Source organism: Alteromonas lipotrueae, from assembly GCF_019249255.1.
Classification (GTDB): domain Bacteria; phylum Pseudomonadota; class Gammaproteobacteria; order Enterobacterales; family Alteromonadaceae; genus Alteromonas; species Alteromonas lipotrueae.
In genome coordinates this window covers 186,533-201,420 of record NZ_JAESDJ010000006.1, presented here as the reverse complement: position 1 = coordinate 201,420, position 14,888 = coordinate 186,533, and the positions used below count along the sequence as shown (strand labels likewise).

General features: G+C 43.2%; 14 protein-coding genes. 5 read left to right on the top strand and 9 right to left on the bottom strand.

Annotated features, from left to right (window positions below; all coding sequences use genetic code 11):
* Positions 1–71 precede the first annotated feature (71 nt).
* The 3 genes from KYS23_RS10730 to KYS23_RS10720 all read left to right on the top strand — a co-directional run bounded on the left by KYS23_RS10730 (position 72) and on the right by KYS23_RS10720 (position 2,617).
* Positions 72–650, top strand: a complete 579-nt coding sequence (locus KYS23_RS10730; protein WP_159531015.1) for a hypothetical protein — start codon at positions 72–74, stop codon at positions 648–650.
* A gap of 65 nt (positions 651–715) precedes the next feature.
* Positions 716–2,128, top strand: a complete 1,413-nt coding sequence (locus KYS23_RS10725; protein ID WP_218397041.1) for an O-antigen ligase family protein — start codon at positions 716–718, stop codon at positions 2,126–2,128.
* A 78-nt stretch (positions 2,129–2,206) separates the two neighbouring features.
* The gene (locus KYS23_RS10720; RefSeq protein ID WP_159531018.1) at positions 2,207–2,617 is read left to right on the top strand and encodes a 3-phosphoshikimate 1-carboxyvinyltransferase; all 411 of its coding nucleotides are present in this window, start codon (positions 2,207–2,209) and stop codon (positions 2,615–2,617) included.
* 17 nt (positions 2,618–2,634) lie between these two features.
* Here KYS23_RS10720 and KYS23_RS10715 read toward each other — a convergent pair whose 3' ends face one another.
* The 5 genes from KYS23_RS10715 to KYS23_RS10695 are packed head-to-tail and all read right to left on the bottom strand — an operon-like array spanning position 2,635 to position 8,089.
* Positions 2,635–3,372 (bottom strand): VpsP family polysaccharide biosynthesis protein, encoded by a 738-nt coding sequence (locus KYS23_RS10715; protein ID WP_218418580.1) that lies wholly within the window; start codon positions 3,370–3,372, stop codon positions 2,635–2,637.
* Positions 3,359–4,087: a tyrosine-protein phosphatase gene (locus KYS23_RS10710; protein ID WP_159531022.1), complete on the bottom strand. Its 729-nt coding sequence runs from the start codon at positions 4,085–4,087 to the stop codon at positions 3,359–3,361. The genes KYS23_RS10715 and KYS23_RS10710 overlap by 14 nt, the downstream gene beginning before the upstream one ends.
* A 7-nt stretch (positions 4,088–4,094) precedes the next feature.
* Positions 4,095–6,311, bottom strand: a complete 2,217-nt coding sequence (locus KYS23_RS10705; protein WP_159531024.1) for a GumC family protein — start codon at positions 6,309–6,311, stop codon at positions 4,095–4,097.
* Between the two features lie 30 nt (positions 6,312–6,341).
* Positions 6,342–6,842 carry a polysaccharide biosynthesis/export family protein gene (locus tag KYS23_RS10700; RefSeq protein WP_201299299.1) on the bottom strand — a complete coding sequence of 167 codons (501 nt, stop codon included), beginning with the start codon at positions 6,840–6,842 and terminating at the stop codon, positions 6,342–6,344.
* A 44-nt stretch (positions 6,843–6,886) separates the two neighbouring features.
* Positions 6,887–8,089 carry an outer membrane beta-barrel protein gene (locus tag KYS23_RS10695; protein ID WP_159531026.1) on the bottom strand — a complete coding sequence of 401 codons (1,203 nt, stop codon included), beginning with the start codon at positions 8,087–8,089 and terminating at the stop codon, positions 6,887–6,889.
* A gap of 691 nt (positions 8,090–8,780) precedes the next feature.
* Here KYS23_RS10695 and KYS23_RS10690 point away from each other — a divergent pair.
* Together KYS23_RS10690 and KYS23_RS10685 are read left to right on the top strand one after the other, a co-directional pair.
* Positions 8,781–10,235, top strand: a complete 1,455-nt coding sequence (locus KYS23_RS10690; protein WP_159531028.1) for an undecaprenyl-phosphate glucose phosphotransferase — start codon at positions 8,781–8,783, stop codon at positions 10,233–10,235.
* Between the two features lie 209 nt (positions 10,236–10,444).
* On the top strand, positions 10,445–11,332 hold the full coding sequence (locus KYS23_RS10685; RefSeq protein WP_218397047.1) for a hypothetical protein: 888 nt from the start codon (positions 10,445–10,447) through the stop codon (positions 11,330–11,332).
* A gap of 242 nt (positions 11,333–11,574) precedes the next feature.
* Here KYS23_RS10685 and rplT read toward each other — a convergent pair whose 3' ends face one another.
* From rplT to thrS, 4 genes are all read right to left on the bottom strand, one after another.
* Positions 11,575–11,931 carry a 50S ribosomal protein L20 gene (gene rplT, locus KYS23_RS10680; protein WP_013784592.1) on the bottom strand — a complete coding sequence of 119 codons (357 nt, stop codon included), beginning with the start codon at positions 11,929–11,931 and terminating at the stop codon, positions 11,575–11,577.
* Between the two features lie 17 nt (positions 11,932–11,948).
* Positions 11,949–12,146, bottom strand: a complete 198-nt coding sequence (gene rpmI, locus KYS23_RS10675) for a 50S ribosomal protein L35 (protein ID WP_012518091.1) — start codon at positions 12,144–12,146, stop codon at positions 11,949–11,951.
* A gap of 113 nt (positions 12,147–12,259) precedes the next feature.
* Positions 12,260–12,808: a translation initiation factor IF-3 gene (gene infC / locus KYS23_RS10670; protein ID WP_126873690.1), complete on the bottom strand. Its 549-nt coding sequence runs from the start codon at positions 12,806–12,808 to the stop codon at positions 12,260–12,262.
* Positions 12,809–12,906: 98 nt separating this feature from the next.
* A complete protein-coding gene (thrS, locus tag KYS23_RS10665; RefSeq protein ID WP_159531032.1) occupies positions 12,907–14,823 on the bottom strand; it encodes a threonine--tRNA ligase in 1,917 nt (638 codons plus the stop codon).
* Positions 14,824–14,888: the final 65 nt, after the last annotated feature.

Sequence of the window (14,888 nt, the reverse complement as noted above, 5' to 3'; positions counted from 1 at the left end):
AAGACAACGCGCGTTCATTTGGTATACAATGCCTTGTGTATGCAAACCCATTTTTTGATGTAGGAACTATTATGCGTAATAGATTTATTTTTTCTTTAGTAATAAGTGTACTTATTGCTATATCGCCAGTGGCCATTGCGCAAGACAGCGCAGGTAGCGCTCCAGGTTTGCAAATTAGAAACCAACTATTAACTGCCATTGATAGCGGCACACCTGCTGAAGAAGCATCAGTTACCGTTAGCAATGATGTGCTCGCGAATGGCAGTGTTGCTATTCCGGCTGAAAGTTTACCTTTTTTACAAACTAACCAAGCTTCGTTCGAAAGCATGGTGGGTTTACTTGTAGATAACGCTACTGGGTTTGAATTAGCCATTGCTGGCTTTGCGGCACTACCTGAACAGGCATCACAAGTGGTTACCATTGCGATGATTATGTTTCCAGAAAATGCCAACGAAATCTATAACGTTGCATTACAAACCGGCGTTGTTAGCGCAGAAGATGCACTATTAGCTGCCATTAATGCAGGCATTGATACCTCAACACTTACCGCTACAGCGGCGGGTGCTGCTGGCAACGACGTATCACCACTAGGCGTGGGTACTGGTGCAGCCGGTGCGGGTGGTGGCGACACCACGGTTTCAGCAAATTAGAACGTTAAATTAACTAAAACTCTGTGTTGGTGATCGTTAGTGGTAGTAAGAAGTGGCGATAGTGAATGCTGAGTAATAATAATAGAAAAACCGAAAAGCTTCTTTTCGGTTTTCTTTTATTTACCCTTTTTTGGCTGCCTATTCCTTTAGGTGCCAACCGTCCTTGGGCGTGGGCACTCATGCAAGTGTCTATATTCTGTATAAGTGCATCTTTAATAGCCTTTCACTTCAGGGCCGTAACTCTGGTAGTGCGTCAATACCGCTTTTTCGTTCTGCTTTGGGTGTTGTTTCTTGCTTGGCAGTTACTTAATTTAATTCCCCTACCCGCATCATTTGTTGCCAGCCTTCGGCCCGAAAAACTTTTACCTGAATACGCTAACGTATCGGCTGGTGCTCGTTGGTTACCCCTTAGTTTTGATGTAGGCCAAAGCCAAATAGTATTTTTAAAATCCCTTTGTTACTGCCTGCTTTTTTTCAGTGTTTTAGCTTTAGTACGATCAACATCTCGGTTGAAGCTAGTGCTAATTAGCATTAGCGCAAGCGGTATATTTCAAGCTATTTATGGGTCGCTTGAGGTGCTATCGGGCATTGAGTACAGCCTAGTGTTCAAACAACCCGTTAGTCACATTGCTACCGGCAGTTTCATATACAAGAACCATTTTGCAAACTACTTGCTGCTTACGTTAAGTGCTGCGTTAGGGTACCTCATTGCCAGTTTAGGTGATGACGATGGGCTAACAAAACGAGAGCGACTTAGAAAATGGCTTAAATTTTGGCTAGGTAATAAAGTGCTGTTTCGTATTGGCATTATTATTATGGTGATTGCACTGGTAATGTCTCGCTCAAGAATGGGTAACACCGCATTTTTTGTCAGTATGACCATAACGGCGGCATTAGGATTATGGTACTTCAAGCCTAGACAAAAAAGCTACATTGCCTTATTTGTTAGCATGCTAGTTATCGACATTATGATTGTAAGTAGCGTATTTGGGCTAAACGAAGTGAAAGAGCGCCTTGAGCAAACCGACTTAACCCATGAAAGCCGAGATGAAGTGGTTACCGATACACTACCTTTGTTAGCAAAATACCCACTAATTGGCACAGGTGGCGGTACCTTTTATACCGTTTACCCCCAGTTTCAAAGTGAGAGCATTCAGCACTTTTACGACCATGCTCATAATGAATACTTACAGTTTAGTATTGAGTTTGGCGTTATTGGCGCACTACTAATGGGCATATTTGTGCTGTTTTGCGGCATTAATGCCTTCAACGCTTTTCGTCAGCGACACCATCCCCTTCCGCGCGGGGCCGCGTTTGCGTGTTTTATGGCCATTATTGGTATGGCAATGCACACAAGCGTAGACTTTCCCTTACAAGCGCCTGCTAACGCTGCTATCTTTATTACTCTACTTGCACTAGGTGCAATGAGTAACCGAATTCGGGTTCGAAAATCAACAACACGTAAGCACAAATCGTAAAATTAAGGTTTTTAATAAAAGCCTAATTAGAGATTTAATTAAGTATTTATTAATGGATTCAGTTATGGAAAATCAGTCGTGGTGTTAAAAGTTAATCACCCCATTCAGGAAGAACCCAACGTAAAGCATATGCTAGAAAGAATGCCCAAGCATGTGGCCAACTCGTTTAGTGAAGAACAGCTTACCCATATTAATACCGCATTGGCAGGCAGGCGTTGGGGCAAGCATAAGTTAGACTTACGCGGCACCCTAGGTATTGGCCGTAGCCGCTTTTATTTTGTGCTGTTAGGCGGTAAAGATAAACGCGATCCTTCCCGTATAGAAAGTAAAATTGGCCAACTTACGTTAGCTTTCGGTTTTACTCTGTTTCTTCTATTTTCATTGCTGGTTGGTATGGTACTGCTGTACATACTAAAATCGTGGCTGGGTATTAACTTATTCGAAAATTTTTCACTAGGCTTGTGGGATTGGCTTAAAAGCAAGTTTTAAATGCGAGCGTAATAATATTATTTGTAAGTAATGCAGTTGGGAATGCGTTTTCTTACTGGGTAAGTGGCCAAGCGCATCCATCGGCATGCTGGCTCTTCTGCGTTATAGTTCACAATACTTTGCACTATAGCTTCCCTGCTATGGGGGTTTATTAGCCCTAAATTCATATGATGTTTTAAGGGCTGAATAACCTTAATGTATTCAGGCGAACGTGCTGCATAATTGGCTAAGCCAAACTCTACAATAAATTGATGGACTATAGCGTCTTGTGGGCCTACCTGAATGGCTTTTTTCATATATTGATAGAAAGTGTCGTCTACTTCGTTACGCTTCCATTTAACCGACGCTAAGCCCACCCAGCTTGCTGGCCAAAGCGGCCGTAGCAATAAGCTTTGCTGATAATTGGCCGCCGCAAGATTCAACATGCTTGCTTTATTGCTATCAGCCGTGCCATTTGCAGTAAACGCTTGCCATTCATAAAGCTGGCCACGCATTTGATAATAAAGTGCGTTATCGGGGAACATGGAAATAGCGGAATCTATTTTGGTAATAGCATCGCTTACTTTGCTAGCTGTTACGCGTTCAGGATTACTCTGCCAAGCATTTAATTGATTGTTCACCCGATAATAATAATTACCCGATACAAAAAACTGTGCACTCCACACTACGCCCCACGCAGCAGTAATGAAAAACACGCTACGAGCAATGCGTTTTATCGCTAATTGATGATGCTCATACACGCTAGCTAACGCCACTACCTGCCCCTACTATTTCACCCGGTGTAGTAACGAAAACTTGCTGAGCATACGCGGCGTCTACTGCCGACACCACAGCAAAGGCTTCGCCCATGTCATTGGGTCTTCGAAGCGTATCGTGGGTATCAGACGCCACTACATGAAAGCTTTTATTGGCTAGCAGTGTTAACGCAAAGTTCTGTACAGGCTCACCGAATCGGCCTGTAAGTGCCCCCGCAGTCACTTGAAACCAGCAGCCTATGCGCTGCAACCAGTCGAACTTGTGTTGCTCGCGCAGTAGCTCTCGGTTGCGTTCAGGGTGTGCAATAAGTGGCTGCACGTTGTTTTTTAATAACCATTTTATTAACGGCTCTAGCCCCGATGGCACATGGCTATGAGGCATCTCTAGCAGCATCACTTTCTTGCCGTTAATCTGGCCTAAAAAAGGCACCGCGTTTTGCTTTATCCATATAGGAATATGCTCCGACACACGAAGCTCGGCAGCGTACGATAAGGTAAGGGGAATTTTTTCATCTTGAAGCGCTAACACAAGTTCGTTATACGCTTTTTCAATAATAGCAGGCGTATTATCGAAGAAACCAGGGTGTATATGTGGGGTACAAACCAAATGCCTCACGCCGCATTCAAGTGTTTGTTTGGCCATGTCAATCGACATGGCCATGGTTCTGGCACCATCGTCAATGCCAGGTAATATATGACTGTGAAGGTCTATCAATTAATTATTAGCTGTCCTTATGACTAGTATAATCATACTGATCATAAAACCCGCCGTACCTCTGTGCTACATCAGACTTTCGTAAGTCTACTTGATTTAGCACTACCCCATCAAGACGATGACCCACTTGTAAGAAACGAGACAGCCCAGTATTAATGATTTTTTCGCTCGTACTGTCGGCACGTACCACGTAAATAATAGAGTCGCACGAGTTAGCAATTACCATTGAATCACTTACCGCTTGGGTAGGTGCTGTATCTACCACAACATATTTATATTGGGTCTTTAATTCTTTAATTAGCGCATCGAAGCCTTTATCGGCCAGCAACTCTTGCGGGTTAGACGGTATAGTACCTGCCGAAAGAATATCGATATTCGCTTGTTCGTCACGCACCAAACATTCATCGAAACTGTGCGTTTTAAGAATAAGGTTAGCTACGCCTGGCTGGTAGTTAGGAATATTAAACTGCTTTCCAATACTTGGGCGGCGTAGGTCGGCATCTATTAATATGGTTTTGTCTAACTGACCTAACGCGAATGCCAGGTTAATAGACACGGTAGTTTTACCTTCCTTCGGCACACTAGAGGTAACCATAATAGCCTGATTGCCTTTATCTAAATTCAATAACGACAAACTAGTACGTAAGGTTCTAACCGATTCTGCGAACTGATGCTTTTTACCATCGAAATAAGTGCGAATAGGTAAGTTCGTTTTCTTTTTATGAGCAAGCCAAGGAATTAAACCCAACATACGCTGGCCTAACTTACGCTCTACATCTTCTACCGAACGAATACCGCTATTTAGCGTTTCCATGGTAATGGCCAAGAACACACCAAAGCCAATGCTAAATACGAAAGCCGCGCCAATTAGCAGCTTTTTATTAGGCTCAGAAGGTACCGACGGCACTACAGCGCTATCTAACACTCTAGCGTTAGCTGATTCAAAACCACCTAATTCATCGGTTTCCTTCAAACGGGTAAAGAAGGAATTGTACAACTGCTGGTTAATATCAACATCGCGCTGAAGGGCTTTGCGCTCATTATCTAAAGCTGAAAGACCTCGAAACTCTGCTTTTGCCACTTCTACTTCTTGTTTCAATTGCGCAACGCGCTGCTCTGAAACTTGGTATTGGGTAGTAATACTAGAAATAAGATCGCGAGTTTGCGTATTTAACGTTTCGCGAATGGAAGATAGCTCGGCATTTGCCGCAATCATCTTAGGGTGCTTAGGGCCATATACTTTGCTAAGTTCAGACACGCGGGTCATGGCTTTAGCTTCGTCGCGGCGTACCCCTTGGATGGTAGGGTGATTCAGTACTTCTGGTAACCGAGCAATGTCGTCAAGCGTTACGTTATTGCGAGTTTGTCTGTATATTACCGCGTTTAACTTTAATGCGGTTTGGGCATCAAGTAACTGCGTGCTTAAACGCTCTAGTTCGTCGGCGGCAAGGCCTACTACACCATCTATGTTTACTACTTGATTGCGTTCATAAAACTGCGATAGGTTCTTTTCAGCAATATCGAGTTTATCTTTTAAGCCTTCTAAGCTTTCGGTAAGAAACGACGTTGCTTTAGCGGTCATATCAAGCTTGGCTTGCAAATAGTTTTCAATGTAAACATCGGCAATAGTATCGGCAATTTCAGCCGACAAGGATGCAGATTCGGTGGTTACAGAAATCTTCATTACCTGGGTGTTATCTACCATGCTTACTTCTACAGCGCGCATTAATCTGAATACTGCCGAACGTTTTTTAGCGGCGATAATTTGCGCTTCTGTGCGCGCTACCACTTCTTCTTGAGGCAGGAACGGCAGCATGTCTTTTGCACTGTCTATAAGCGAGTCAATCGCGCTGGGGCCTTCTTCAGGCGGCATGAACTTATCGTTTAAGTGTAAATTCATCCCCTCTACGGTACGCTCGGCTATTTGGCGCGAACGTAATATTTCGTATTGGGTTTGCATGTAGTCTTTACGCTTAGTATCTAAGCCATACACTTCTTCTATTGAAACCACATTCGCGTTTTCAGAATCGACCAATATAGTGGTAGACGACGTATAAAGTGGCGTCATTCGCATTACCAGCAAAGCCACCAATATGGTGAATGCTATGGCTAACGAAACAATGCGAAAAGCGTAGCGTTTCAGTATGCCAAAATAGTGCGCTATATCGATAGTTTCACTATCTAGAACGCCATGATTCACATCGTCCCTTTGATTTACTGCCATGTTATTTTTGTATCCTGAAATTTTTGCTAATTAGAAAAAGCGTTGGTTAACGGTAATGATATCACCGGGCTGAATCATGTCGCTTACTGTTACGGTAAAGCTACGTGATGTGCCATCTTTTTCTCGAACTATTGTTATTTTATCTCTTGCTGCGCGCTCGGTGTAGCCGCCTGCCAATGCTGCCGCCTTATTTACCGACAAACCGGGCTGGTAAGGGTAGCCACCAGGGCGTTTTACTTCGCCGTCTATAAAGAAGGGGCGGTAGTCAATAATAGTAACCGACACCGACGGGTTTACTAAGTAGTCCCCCTTTAAGCCTTCGTAAATAAGCTGCTCTACTTCGCCTAATGTTAACCCTACTAATTTAACTTCACCCATAAACGGGTAATTAATAGTGCCAACATCGGGCAATCGTACTTCCATCGACAAATCGTCTTGGCCAAATACATTAATGCTTATTCTGTCACCAGAGCCCAATTGGTAGCGGCTCATACTTAAATTGCCTTCTTGTGCAAGGGCATTGAACGACATCACTACAACAAAAAGGAATGCGAAAATACTGTTTACACTTTGCTTCACAGGCTAACCTCGGCAGATAAACCAATTATGCTTCTATCATAACCTATCGTATCTCGGTTACTGTCTCTATCATTTAATGTGTAATACAAAGAGAAGCTTAAATAACGACGTGCTTGATAGTTTAACGCGGCGGTATAACGCATTAAATCGTCTTCACGGTTGGCAATGCCTTCGTCGTCTAATACATATTCATCAGTAAGTTTGCTGATACTGGCCGACGTACTTAAGCGCTGAAGCCACTCATGCTCCCATGATGCTGTGTAATCGCGACCACGAATGAAATTACCTTCACCATTGGTTTCACGTGTATCGGCACTGGTAGCAAAACGAAACGTTGAATAGGTAACAGGCTGCCATTCAACCCCGGCTTCCCAATCAACACCATAAAACGTACTGCGGGTTGCAGATTCAAAATCTTTTTCCGTGTAACCCACTTTCGCAAAACCAGTTGTTGCGGCGGTACTTTCCCACGTAAGACCACCTAAAACACGTAGCGTGTCACTATCTAGGCTTGAGGCTGCTGACAACTCACGGTCGTAACGGGTATAAGTATTGGTTACATCAATAACTAATGCTGTTGAAGGTGCAATTTTATAGGCAAACTCAGCGCCTATTTTATTCTTAGCACGATCACGAAGCAGGTAAGCTTGTTCTTCTCGGTCATAATCTAGCGTTTCGCGATTTGCCTTAAGCGTAAGCATGCCATTCGAGGTTAATGCACCGTAACTGTATTCGGCACCCGCATACATACTTTTAAACCTATCAGGCGTAGTAATGTCGTTGCCGGCCCCTAGTGAAAAACCAGTACCGCGATCTTCGTGCCCATCTTCATATTGCGCTGTTCCACTAAGGCGATGACGACTATTTAGCTCATACTCACCGGTAGCTTCAACAAAATGATCGGTGTAATCATCGGCACTGCTCGAGAAGTACACGCCGCGCTCTAATCGATAACCAAATTGAACAGGGTTACCATCAACTTCTGTGGCGGCAATTATTTCTGGCGATAGCGTTGCCCGCCAGCTGTAAATTTTAGGTTCACCATCACGAGCGTAAGCTACGTTATCAACATAGCTCATTGATGTGTTGAAGGTGGGGATAATGTCGAATTGGCCTGCTTCAATACGGCCAGCCTCTTGTGCATTCGATATGGCGCTAATTACCGACAGTGCAACAAGGCCTGTTGTCCTTTTAAACATACTCGCTCCTAAAATTTTTTTGGTTTTATTCGGGTAAATGTTGGGGTAAAACAGTGCAACATTTGCTTCAGTGCTCAAAAAAACAACACCAACCACCTTTATTCAACCGATTTGAGTGTGATATCTATAATCTTTCAGTTATATGCCGCTAAACATGCTAATTCTGTGCCACACAAGGTTTAGCCCCCTATTGTGTTGGCTGAATCAGTCGTACTCACGCAGCCGTCCCACTAAAAGCGCGACATTCAGGCCACCCCATCACCGCTGATAGCATAGCTATTAAATATTGCAGCAATGTGTCTGTTTTTCCGGCTTGCTTGCTATATGCGCAGCCTTGCTACAGAGTTTTGAATGAAGTTTCTAATGTGGAAGCTGAAGAGTAACCGCACGCAGTATAAAGCTTATAGGTTATCTTACAATATCAGTTAGATAATTGCTTTCAATAGTTTTGTAATAAAATTACAACCTGCTTATACTATGGTTAAGCTGAAAGAGTGGTAACATCACTTAATCGGCTTTTTGTTAGCGTAGTGTGGTTAACCCCCTCTTCATGTTTTCAATTTTTTGTTTTCGAAAGCTTTCCGGTACACATTTTGCTTTAGTTTTAACTAAAGCCTTAATAAACGCAGTGGTCTTTTGCTTTATTGACAATTGAAGTCGGCGTGAACTTTTATTTCTTAGAGATACTTACATGGATAATAAAGTAGCACCTAACCAAGTCCTCAAATCTCACGAGGTTGAACCCAATGCTTCGGGCGGGCTAATAGTTAGGAACCAAAGTGGTTTTTCAACCATTTATAGGCTTATTGATTTATGCCTTGTGACCTTACTTTATTACGCTTCAGCATTTTATTACGACAGCCCCGTAACGGCTGGCAGCCTTCTATTCCTATTTGTTTACGTTATAAGTTTCCAGTTTTCGGGTGAATGCGTAGAGCTTTATCGTTCTTGGCGGGGGCACAGAACACCAGAAATGTTACGTGCAGCGGCTATAACGTGGGCGCTTAGCATGCTAGCAACAATGGCGTTCGGTTTCTTTTTCTTTGGTGATATTAGAATTACGCCCCCTGGTGTAATTTTATGGTGTGCATCATCGTTTGTTGCGGTTATCGCGTGGCGCTATGTTATGCGTAAGTTTTTATTTCGCCTTCGCCGTAGCGGTTTAAACTCGAGAAAGTCGATTGTTATTGGTGCAACCCAATTGGGTTACAACATGGCTAATCAAATTATGGGGAACGAACATTTAGGTATTCGTTTCTTAGGCTTGTTCGACGATAGAAGTGAAGATCGCTTACCGCACGAGTTTAAAAACCAAGTATTAGGCAATATTGAGTCGGCTATTGAAATGGCTAAGCGCAATGAAGTGGATTATATCTACATTGCTCTTCCAATGAGTGCAGAGAACCGTATTCGTCACATTCTTGAAAAGTGCAGCGACACTACCGCTAACGTTTATATTATTCCTAACTTCTTTATGTATAACTTGCTTAATGCCCGCTGGCAGTCGATTGGGTCGGTACAAGCGTTAAGTGTATACGACACGCCTTTCCAAGGTGCTAGCGACATTTTAAAACGCTTTGAAGATATTGTATTAAGCATTTTAATATTAATGATGTTGGCCATCCCTATGTTAGGCATAGCCGCGGCAGTTAAGCTTACTTCTAAAGGCCCCGTTATTTTCAAACAAAAGCGTTACGGGTTAGATGGAAAACAAATTACGGTTTATAAGTTCCGATCTATGACCACGCAAGACAACGGAGATGTGGTTAAACAGGCTACTAAGAATGATGCTCGCTTAACCAAGATTGGTGGCTTTTTGCGCCGCTCTTCTATAGACGAACTTCCGCAGTTTATAAACGTTCTGCAGGGAAGAATGTCAATTGTAGGCCCCCGCCCCCATGCGGTAGCGCACAACGAAGAATACCGTAAGCTTATTACCGGTTATATGCTGCGCCATAAGGTGAAGCCAGGCATTACCGGTTGGGCGCAGGTAAACGGCTTACGTGGCGAAACAGAGACAGTGAACAAAATGGTACAACGCGTAGAGTACGATTTAGACTACATTCACCGTTGGTCTGTTTGGTTCGATATTAAAATTGTATTTATGACGGTATTTGGTGGGTTAGCGAATAAGAACGCCTACTAAACTTATTAGTTACAGCTCGTAAAATTTGACAAACGAAAGCCTCAACATTCTATGTTGAGGCTTTTTTGTTTCTACCAATGGGGATATGTTAACTGTAATTGCACACACTAAGTAAAACTTAAAGGCAATTTAAATGGTTATTTTACATTGCAGTTTTTGGTGCCTTACGTGTATAAATAAGCAACAGTCATTACATTTCAAGGCACGTAATGAAGTACCTATTACTGATTAGTACGTCATTCTTACTTACTGCTTGTTACTTATTACCTACACAACACCCTTCGCCTTGGTTAGTGATTGATACTTTTGATACTAAAACGCTAACTGGTTGGCAATTAGCCGACACGCAAAACGATACTACCCCCTTTTTAGAAAATGCCCAAGTTACTGAAATTCGGGTTCAAGATTCAGATTCAGCGTCAAATTCAATTAAAGATACCTCCTCTACTGTGCCCAGTGTCAACAATGGCTTCTTATTTAAAAAACCTGCGCCAGATGGCGTGGTAGGCAATAGAAAAGCCCTTACGTTCAAAGCCCTACCCCAGCCAATTCCTGTTGGTGAAACTTATACCTTTTATACTAGAATTCGCGTTGAGCGCTTTCCTAATAACCATGCTTTTGGCATTAGCAACATGCACCCTGCCGACATAATTAAACATGGTTACAACGCTTTTGAACCTACCCTTCGGGTTACCGATAAGGCGGAATCTAACGGTTTTAAAAACAATGGTAGTCTGATGGTTAAAATAGACAGCGAAGACAAGTATCGCCAATATGCCAGTGTAAAAAATACTGACAACAACAAAGATGCTAAGCCTTTAAAAGAAGGTGTATGGTATAGCATTTGGTATGTGGTTAATAACGCCACCGTTAAAAATGGCGGGCAAGTATATCGTGTGTATGTGAAAGGCGGCGAGTTTTCAAGCCAATCGCTAGTTTACGAAAATGCCAATTTCAGAATGAAGCGGGAATTACCCCTGATTTACTTTTTGGCTAACTGCAATACAGGGCCAATTAAACAACCTTATGGCAATGGGGGGTTGGCTTATGATGATATTTATATGAGCGAAGGGATTAATTTAACCGTACCCTTTTAGCACTGGCCTAGCATTGGATTTACACTTGCTTAGCACTGATCGTTAGCGTCTTGAATAAATTTCGAGCTATTAGGTGTCTGTTGTTTTTACACTTTTCTATTTGCGGCGTTCGACTATTCAGGTTTCACCGATATGCCGCTAACTATTGAAAACGATTTTATATTTCTAAACGCCAGAAACGAAAAAAGGCGAGCATCCTGCTCGCCTTTTTCCGAAAGAACTTAAACTTAATTAGTTAATAATTAAGCTAATGCGCCTTTAGCCGCATCGACTAGTGCGCTGAAAGCCGCTTTGTCATGTACAGCGATGTCGGCAAGGATCTTACGATCGATTTCAACAGACGCTTTTTTCAAACCGTTAATGAAACGGCTGTATGACATACCATTTTGACGTGCCGCAGCATTAATACGTGCAATCCACAATTGACGGAATTGACGCTTGCGCTGACGACGGTCACGGTAAGCATATTGACCAGCTTTAGTTACGGCTTGTACCGCTACGCGATAAACACGTGAACGAGCACCGTAATAACCTTTTGCCTGCTTGAGGACTTTTTTGTGACGTGCACGTGCTACCGTGCCGCGTTTTACTCTAGCCATTAATCAGTCTCCTAAGTCTATACGTACGGCAACATGCGCTGAACCAATTTGGTATCAGAATCATGAACCAGTTTTTTGCCACGAAGGTGACGTTTACGCTTAGAGCTCTTCTTAGTCAAAATGTGACGTAAGTGAGACTGTTTGCTTTTAAAGCGGCCAGAACCCGTTTTCTTAAAACGTTTGGCGGCACCGCTTACAGTTTTCATTTTAGGCATTGCTAAAACTCCGCATTGTTAATATCGACGCTGGGTATGCAGTTACCGTTTGTCGGTTAATGTTTAGCCGCAGGGTGTTTTGAGATTGCAGTACCTCAAAAACTTTTAGACCACTACGACTTCTTAGTTGGGGCTAGCACCATGATCATTTGGCGGCCTTCCACACGACGTGGGAAAGACTCGCACACAGCAATCTCTTCTAAATCCGCTTTAACACGGTTTAGTAGTTCAATACCGATCTCTTGGTGCGCCATTTCACGTCCGCGGAAACGGATCGTAACTTTGGCTTTATCACCACCTTCAAGAAAGCGACGCAGGTTGCGCAGTTTTACCTGGTAATCGCCTTCATCAGTGCCAGGGCGGAACTTAATCTCCTTGACCTGAATTTGCTTCTGTTTTTTCTTCTGCTCTTTTTGAGCTTTACTTTTTTCAAAGAGGAATTTGCCATAGTCCATAACTTTACAGACTGGCGGCTCAGCATTCGGACTGATTTCTACTAGATCAAGACTGGCTTCCTCAGCAAGTTTCGTCGCTTCTGCTAACGTCACAATGCCGGCTTGTTCACCATCTTTGCCAATTAAGCGAACTTCTTTGGCTTTAATTTCATCGTTTATGCGGGCTTTGTCGCCCTGAGCCTTGTTATTAGCGCCTTTAATGTGCATTCCTCCAAACATTTAATTCTTCTGTTTGCTTACCGCCTGTGTAATGTTCAGTACTGGTAAGCAAACACCGTCGTGTAGTATACACGAAAACCCTCAAACTATTTAATGGTCTTTTCTGCCACTTCCTGATTTGCCATGGCAATAAAAGATTCCAGGCTCATTTTGCCTAGGTCGTCACCACTGCGAGAGCGTACTGCTACTTCGCCAGCTTCCATCTCTTTATCACCTACTACTAGCATATAAGGAACACGCTTGAGAGTGTGCTCGCGGATTTTAAAGCCAATCTTCTCATTTCTCAAGTCCGACTTTGCTCTAAATCCACTTTTTTGCAGTTTTTTTACACATTCCTGTGCATATTCGCCTTGGCTATCGGTAATATTTAGAATTACCACCTGCTGAGGGGCTAACCACAGCGGGAAAAAGCCAGCGAACTCTTCGGTAAGAATACCGATAAATCTTTCTAATGAACCTAAAATAGCTCTGTGGATCATTACAGGCACTTTACGTTCGCCGTCTTCAGCTACATAAGTAGAACCTAAACGACCCGGCATAGAGAAATCTAGCTGAACCGTTCCACACTGCCATGCCCTATTCAGGCAATCGTGCAATGTAAATTCAATTTTAGGGCCGTAAAACGCGCCTTCACCTGGCTGATATTCAAATTCAATATCGTTGGCTTTAAGTGCTTCGGCTAATGCGGCTTCTGATTTATCCCAAATTTCGTCACTGCCAACGCGCTTTTCAGGGCGAGTAGATAGTTTAACCGCTACTTTTTCAAAACCAAATGCTGCATAAGTCTCATACACCATCTTTATACAGCCACTTACTTCTTCTAGGATCTGTTCTTCGGTACAAAAAATATGAGCGTCGTCTTGGGTAAACCCACGAACGCGCATTAAACCGTGTAGCGCACCAGAAGGTTCGTTACGGTGACAGCAACCAAACTCAGCCATACGCAACGGAAGGTCACGGTAAGACTTCAAGCCCTGGTTAAATATTTGAACGTGGCCTGGGCAGTTCATTGGCTTAATAGCATATTCACGCTTTTCAGATTCGGTAGTGAACATGTTTTCGGCGTACTTTTCCCAGTGACCCGATTTTTCCCACAACGAACGGTCCATCATTAATGGGCCTTTTACTTCGTCGTAAGTGTAATCGCGTAATTTTTCACGCACGAACTTTTCAAGCTCGGTGTAAATAGACCAGCCATCGTTGTGCCAAAACACCATGCCCGGCGCTTCTTCTTGCCAATGGAACAAGTTCAACGCTTTACCAATTTTACGGTGGTCGCGCTTTTCAGCTTCTTCTAAGCGCTGTAAGTAGGCTTTAAGTTGCTTTTTATCAGCCCATGCGGTTCCGTAAATACGTTGCAACATTTTATTGTCGCTGTCGCCACGCCAGTATGCACCGGCTACTTTCATAAGCTTAAAGTTTTGGCAAAATTTCATGTTAGGCACGTGAGGGCCACGGCACATGTCTACGTATTCTTCATGATGGTATAACCCTGGGCGATCATCATGGCTGATGTTCTCGTCTAGAATTTCCATTTTATAAGTTTCGCCGCGTGCTTCGAATGCATCGCGTGCTTCTTGCCAGCTAACTTTGTTTTTAACCACGTTATAGTTAGTTTTTGCTAGCTGAAGCATACGCTTTTCAAGCTTTTGGATATCTTCCTGAGTAAGGCTCTCTTCCATATCAACATCGTAGTAAAAACCGTTGTCGATAGTAGGGCCAATCGCCATTTTGGTATTAGGCCAAAGTTGCTTAATAGCATGGCCTAACAAATGCGCGCAGCTGTGACGAAGAATTTCTAAGCCGGCTTCGTCTTTAGCGGTAATAATTTGTAGTTGAGCGTCTGACTCAATAAGGTCTACTGCGTCTACCAATTCGCCATTCACTTTACCCGCAATAGTCGCTTTCGCTAAACCTGGGCCGATATCGTTGGCAACATCTAATACAGAAACTGATTGGTCGAAAGCGCGCTGGCTTCCATCAGGAAGGGTAATTACTGGCATGATATATCCTTTACAGTGGTGACGCCTACTCTGCGCCACTTGCATCTTTAATTATAAAAACACTC

Bases quoted from the DNA above. Each gene is read 5' to 3' on its own strand.
- KYS23_RS10730 (WP_159531015.1), top strand. From the start codon at position 72: ATGCGTAATAGATTTATTTTTTCTTTAGTAATAAGTGTACTTATTGCT.
- KYS23_RS10725 (WP_218397041.1), top strand. From the start codon at position 716: ATGCTGAGTAATAATAATAGAAAAACCGAAAAGCTTCTTTTCGGTTTT.
- KYS23_RS10705 (WP_159531024.1), bottom strand. From the start codon at position 6,311: ATGGCAGTAAATCAAAGGGACGATGTGAATCATGGCGTTCTAGATAGT.
- KYS23_RS10700 (WP_201299299.1), bottom strand. From the start codon at position 6,842: ATGTCGTTCAATGCCCTTGCACAAGAAGGCAATTTAAGTATGAGCCGC.
- KYS23_RS10695 (WP_159531026.1), bottom strand. From the start codon at position 8,089: ATGTTTAAAAGGACAACAGGCCTTGTTGCACTGTCGGTAATTAGCGCC.
- KYS23_RS10690 (WP_159531028.1), top strand. From the start codon at position 8,781: ATGGATAATAAAGTAGCACCTAACCAAGTCCTCAAATCTCACGAGGTT.
- KYS23_RS10685 (WP_218397047.1), top strand. From the start codon at position 10,445: ATGAAGTACCTATTACTGATTAGTACGTCATTCTTACTTACTGCTTGT.
- rplT (WP_013784592.1), bottom strand. From the start codon at position 11,931: ATGGCTAGAGTAAAACGCGGCACGGTAGCACGTGCACGTCACAAAAAA.
- rpmI (WP_012518091.1), bottom strand. From the start codon at position 12,146: ATGCCTAAAATGAAAACTGTAAGCGGTGCCGCCAAACGTTTTAAGAAA.
- infC (WP_126873690.1), bottom strand. From the start codon at position 12,808: ATGCACATTAAAGGCGCTAATAACAAGGCTCAGGGCGACAAAGCCCGC.
- thrS (WP_159531032.1), bottom strand. From the start codon at position 14,823: ATGCCAGTAATTACCCTTCCTGATGGAAGCCAGCGCGCTTTCGACCAA.